Source organism: Micromonospora sp. ATLC16, assembly GCF_057196645.1.
Genome location: NZ_JBXUOW010000132.1, coordinates 1 through 4,372 on the forward strand (window position 1 = coordinate 1; position 4,372 = coordinate 4,372).

At 68.0% G+C, this 4,372-nt stretch carries 5 protein-coding genes and 1 pseudogene; 5 read left to right on the forward strand and 1 reads right to left on the reverse strand.

What is annotated here, in order from left to right; all coding sequences use genetic code 11:
• Positions 1 to 342 (reverse strand): annotated as a pseudogene (locus tag AC2CHE_RS26470) (hypothetical protein); the annotation flags it as partial.
• 120 nt (positions 343 to 462) lie between these two features.
• Between AC2CHE_RS26470 and AC2CHE_RS26475 the strand changes: the two are divergent.
• The 5 genes from AC2CHE_RS26475 (at position 463) to AC2CHE_RS26495 (ending at position 2,905) form a co-directional block, all read left to right on the forward strand.
• Positions 463 to 795 carry a hypothetical protein gene (locus AC2CHE_RS26475; RefSeq protein ID WP_484507549.1) on the forward strand — a complete coding sequence of 111 codons (333 nt, stop codon included), beginning with the start codon at positions 463 to 465 and terminating at the stop codon, positions 793 to 795.
• Positions 792 to 890: a MerR family transcriptional regulator gene (locus AC2CHE_RS26480; protein WP_484507550.1), complete on the forward strand. Its 99-nt coding sequence runs from the start codon at positions 792 to 794 to the stop codon at positions 888 to 890. The genes AC2CHE_RS26475 and AC2CHE_RS26480 overlap by 4 nt, the downstream gene beginning before the upstream one ends.
• A gap of 541 nt (positions 891 to 1,431) precedes the next feature.
• Positions 1,432 to 1,986 (forward strand): MFS transporter, encoded by a 555-nt coding sequence (locus tag AC2CHE_RS26485; protein WP_484507551.1) that lies wholly within the window; start codon positions 1,432 to 1,434, stop codon positions 1,984 to 1,986.
• Between the two features lie 116 nt (positions 1,987 to 2,102).
• The gene (locus tag AC2CHE_RS26490; protein ID WP_484507552.1) at positions 2,103 to 2,426 is read left to right on the forward strand and encodes an ArsR/SmtB family transcription factor; all 324 of its coding nucleotides are present in this window, start codon (positions 2,103 to 2,105) and stop codon (positions 2,424 to 2,426) included.
• Positions 2,423 to 2,905: an SRPBCC family protein gene (locus AC2CHE_RS26495; protein WP_484507553.1), complete on the forward strand. Its 483-nt coding sequence runs from the start codon at positions 2,423 to 2,425 to the stop codon at positions 2,903 to 2,905. Before AC2CHE_RS26490 ends, AC2CHE_RS26495 begins: the two co-directional genes overlap by 4 nt.
• Positions 2,906 to 4,372: the final 1,467 nt, after the last annotated feature.

The following is a 4,372-nucleotide window of genomic DNA, read 5'->3' on the forward strand; positions in this document are numbered from 1 at the left end:
GGCCGTGCTGGCTTCGGTGAGTACCACCTTGTACATGCTGGCCAGGCGTGCGGTCCGGTTCAGGTCGTACTCGGCGTGCCCGGACCAGTCGAGGTGACGCGGAAGCGTCACCGTGCCTTCGGTCGGACCGTGCAGCGCGGTGCAAGTTTCGGCCACTACGTAGGGCTTCCGGTCGCCGTAGGGCTGGTAGTCCGCCGGCGGCTGGGGTGGTGTCCTGCGTCGGCTGAGGTTGGTCGCCCGTCGGACTTCCGGTCGTAGCGCCTGGCGGATCGTCTCCCGGCTGTACCCGGTGACCCGCTGCAGATCCACCGGCCGCCACCCGGCCGCATGAAAAGCCCGCAGCCAGGGCGATTGCGTAGTCGATTGGTGGGTGCGCCGCCGCCGTCGAGCACCTCGCCCGACGCTGATTCCTGCGGCGAACGACTTGCATCCTGTACCTAGGTACAGGCTTACTGTCGTGGCATGACCAGCGATGACCCGGCGTGGGTGCCCAAGACGTGCACCCTACCGACCGTGGACCGGCCGCTGCGGCTGGCCGAGTTCGACAACCTGTTCGCCACTGCCCTGCGCGAGCAGCAGCGGCTGTCGCCGACGGCGCTGCGGTGGCGCCTCGACCCGGCCGCCGAGCCGACCGTCCGAGATCTGACCAGCCGGGAGACTTCCTGCTGCTCCTTCTTCTCCTTCTCCTTCGCCGCGGACGGCTCAGCTCTACGGCTGGACATCGAGGTGCCGGCCGCCCACGTCGACGTCCTCGACGCGCTCGCCGAGCGCGCGGCCGCGATGGTGGCGGCGTGAGCGGGCTGCGCAGCGGCCAGGTCGCCGCCGCGGTCGGGGTGAACCTGCAGACGCTGCGCTACTACGAACGCCGCGCGGCGACTTGCACCGCGTAGGTCGGCCGGGCCGTTCCGGGCGGCGAGGCCAGGTAGGTGTGGTCGGTGAGGATTCACCAGGCAGGCAGGTCCAGCGGCGCGGCCGGGTCGATGGCGATCAGTGGATCACGGTGCAGCGGTGCGCCGCGGCTCGGCCTGACGGCCGCAGTTTACCCTGCTGGCCGTCGTCAACGCCCTCGACGGTTGTGTCCTCGACTCCGAACGCACCGTGCGGCCGATGCTCGCCGACCGCGAGTTCGGCCTCACGGCCTTCACTGCCGCGCTGACGTAACTCTTCTTGCGTTCGGTGTCAGCAAGGCCGCCACGGACTTCTTCGCTGGCACCCTGTCCGATCGCTACGGACGCAAACCCTGCTCGCCGGCTGGGCGATTGCCATCCCGATCCGCCGTGCTGATCTGGGCACCAAACTGGGTGGCTCGTCGCGGCGAACGCGCTTCTCGGCGTCAACTAGGGCCTCGCCTCGATCACCACCGGCATCATGAAATTGACCTCGCGGGACCGCACCGCCGGGCGCGGCGATGGGAGTCAACGAAGCCGCCGGATGCATCGCCGTCGCGACCGCGATGGCCACCAGTGCCCACGCCGCCGCTCCCGGGCTGCGCCCCGTCCCCCGTTCCTGCTCACTGCCGCCTACATCGCCCCTCGGTCTCGGCCTGTCCCTGTTCTTCGTGCACGAGACCCGCAGGCACGCCCATCACCCACACCGCCGGCCCGCACAGCGGGGAGCTGTCCGTCAGACAGTCGTTCGCCGTCACGAGTTGGCGCGAACCTGCCCTCGCGTCGGCCAGCTAAGCCTGCCTCCGACCGCTACGGCCGCAAACCCTTCATCGTCGCCGGCATGCTCATGCAAGCCGCCGCTCTCGGCCTGATCGCGCTCGCCGATGGGTTCACCGCGTGGGCCGCCGCCGCAGTCCTGCTCGGCGCTGGCGCCGCAGCGGTATATCCGATCCTGCTCGCCGCCTCAGCGACGTCGACACCCCCACCTGGCGAGCCCGCGGACGGCGTCTACGGGCGCTGGCGCGACGAGGGTTTCGCCGTCGGCGCCCTGCTCGCCGGCATCGTCGCCGACCTCGCCGGGATCCGCGCCGCCATCTGAGTTGTCGCCGCGCTTAGCACCGCGTCCGGTCTGCTGGCATGGGCGCGGATGTGCGAAAGACACCACCAGCCGGGCACTCTTGACCCCGATCATCTGTAAGCTGTAGCTTACCGTTCGTGGCTACTTACCAAGATGGTCATGGCTGGGATGCCTTGGGCGACCCGACTCGACGCGCCATCGTCGCGTGCCTGGCGGAGCGTCCGCGCGCCGTCGGCGAACTCGCCCAGGAGCTGCCGATCAGCCGGCCTGCGGTGTCCCAGCACCTGAAGGTGCTCAAAGACGCCGGCCTGGTCATCGATCGCACCGCCGGCACGCGCCGGATCTACCAACTCAACCCCGCAGGCGTCGCGGCCTTGCGGGATCAGCTGGACACGTTCTGGCATCGCGCGCTGGATGGCTACCAGGACGTCGTCGAACAACCGACCAAGGAGGACTCATGACCCAGGCAGCCGATGTGGTGGTGCGCCGGCAGATCATCGTGAATGCACCACTCGAGCACGCTTTCACCGTGTTCACCGAGCGGTTCGGTGACTTCAAGCCACGCGAGCACAACTTGCTCGGCGCAGCGATCGCCGAGACGGTGTTCGAGCCGAAGGTGGGCGGCCACATCTATGACCGCGGCGTTGACGGCACCGAATGCTGCTGGGCGCGCGTGCTCGCCTTCGACCCACCGGACCGGGTCGTGTTCAGCTGGGACATCAGCCCCCAGTGGCGCGTCGAGACCGAGCCGGACAACACGAGTGAGGTTGAGGTCCGGTTCGTCGCCGAGACTCCGCAGCGCACGAGGGTGGAGCTGGAACACCGCCACCTCGACCGGCACGGCCCCGGCTGGGAATCAGTCCGCGCAGGCGTCGCCCACGACGACGGATGGCCGCTCTACCTGAACCGCTACGCCGCCCTGTTTACCACACAGGGCTAGCCATCGCCGGCGGGAAGCCTTGCAGGGGCGGAGCGCCGTAAGCCACCGACCGGACGTCCTGCTTCTCCGCGAGTAGTAGGACGTCCGGTCAATTCCTTAGAACTTACAAGAGCATCGGGCGACGTCGGCCGTCGTCGCGGCATCCGCACCGTTTGAAGATCACGCCAGTGGTCGTCATGGTGGCCTCCTGTCCGCTCTTCTCAGGGACAGGATGGGCCCTGGGACTGTCCGAGTAGCGGTGTAACCGTTCTGGCCTGACACGCAGAGCCTGGTCGGTTGGCCGGAAGGACAAGCCATGACCGAGATCATCGAGTGTGTGTCGAGCAGCAGGGGCACTGCGTGTCGAATCCGGGCCTCGAGGTGGTGCCGCAGGATGCCGACGGAGAGCTCGGACGCGCCCGAAACGGTGGACCTGCGGTGGAAGGACTGGCCAGGCTGGAGTAGTTCCTAGTCGGGCTGGTCAGCCGCTTGTCAGGGACGGTATCGCTGCAGCTTCTCAGGGAAGAGGGGCTGCCTCGCGCGTTGCCGGGCAACTTTGTGTTGGATGTCGGTGAGTGCGAGAAGTCTGCAGAACAGCGGCATCGGGGTCAGGATCGGCGCGGCGACGAAGACGGTGCGGGCCGCGAGCGAGCCTGCGGCACCTCGTCAACCACCCTGCATGTTCCTCTATGCGTCGGATAGCGACGTCAGATTGGGCGGCCACGAAGTGCTGCTCGCCTTGACGGGCCGCAGGTTCACCTGTGCCAACAGCGGGTGCCGGCGACGGACGTTCGTCGAGCAGGTGCCGGGGCTGACCCGACGGCATGCCCGTCGCACCGTCCTGACCCGGTGAGCGATCTGTAAGCGGTCGCAGTGGCGTTGGGCGGTCGGCCGGGCACCTGTTGGCGTATCGGTTAGTGGTGTCGGTATCCCGGATGACATTGATCCGGATGATCCGACGGATGCCCGAACCGACACGATTCAGGTCGCCGGCTGGTGGCACCTGCCCAAGAACCTTAGCGCCACTATCGCAAAGGTCATCCGTGGGCACGCCGGTGCCTACGAGAGCATACCGATCCGATACCTGCCCTGGCCGCGTCGATCACGGCCGAGCCAGCCATGACGCGACGCCGCGCGGCGACCACCCGCCAACGTCACGTGGCCGTGCACGCCCTGCGGCCGAAGGACTGTCGATCAGGGCGGCCGCCCGTCCGCTCGACATGAACGTCAGAACCGCTCGCAGATACACCCACGCTGCCACTGCCGAGGCGTGGATCGGCCCGAACGCCAGCAGCCGCCCAAGCATCCTCGTCCCGTTCCACCCCTACCTGCGGCAACGCCTCGTCGACGGTGTCCACCAGACGGCTGACCTGCACACCCAGGGTTCAGGCAAGGTAGCCATACGCCCGTTTTCAGGTGATCCCGAGTAGTTGTAGCGGTCGGTACGGGTTCCGGCTGTTACGGCGTAGGGCTTTCGCGATGGTGGTG

Coding starts and splice junctions, on each gene's coding strand:
- AC2CHE_RS26495 (WP_484507553.1), top strand. CDS start 2,423: ATGACCCAGGCAGCCGATGTGGTGGTGCGCCGGCAGATCATCGTGAAT.
- AC2CHE_RS26485 (WP_484507551.1), top strand. CDS start 1,432: ATGCATCGCCGTCGCGACCGCGATGGCCACCAGTGCCCACGCCGCCGC.
- AC2CHE_RS26475 (WP_484507549.1), top strand. CDS start 463: ATGACCAGCGATGACCCGGCGTGGGTGCCCAAGACGTGCACCCTACCG.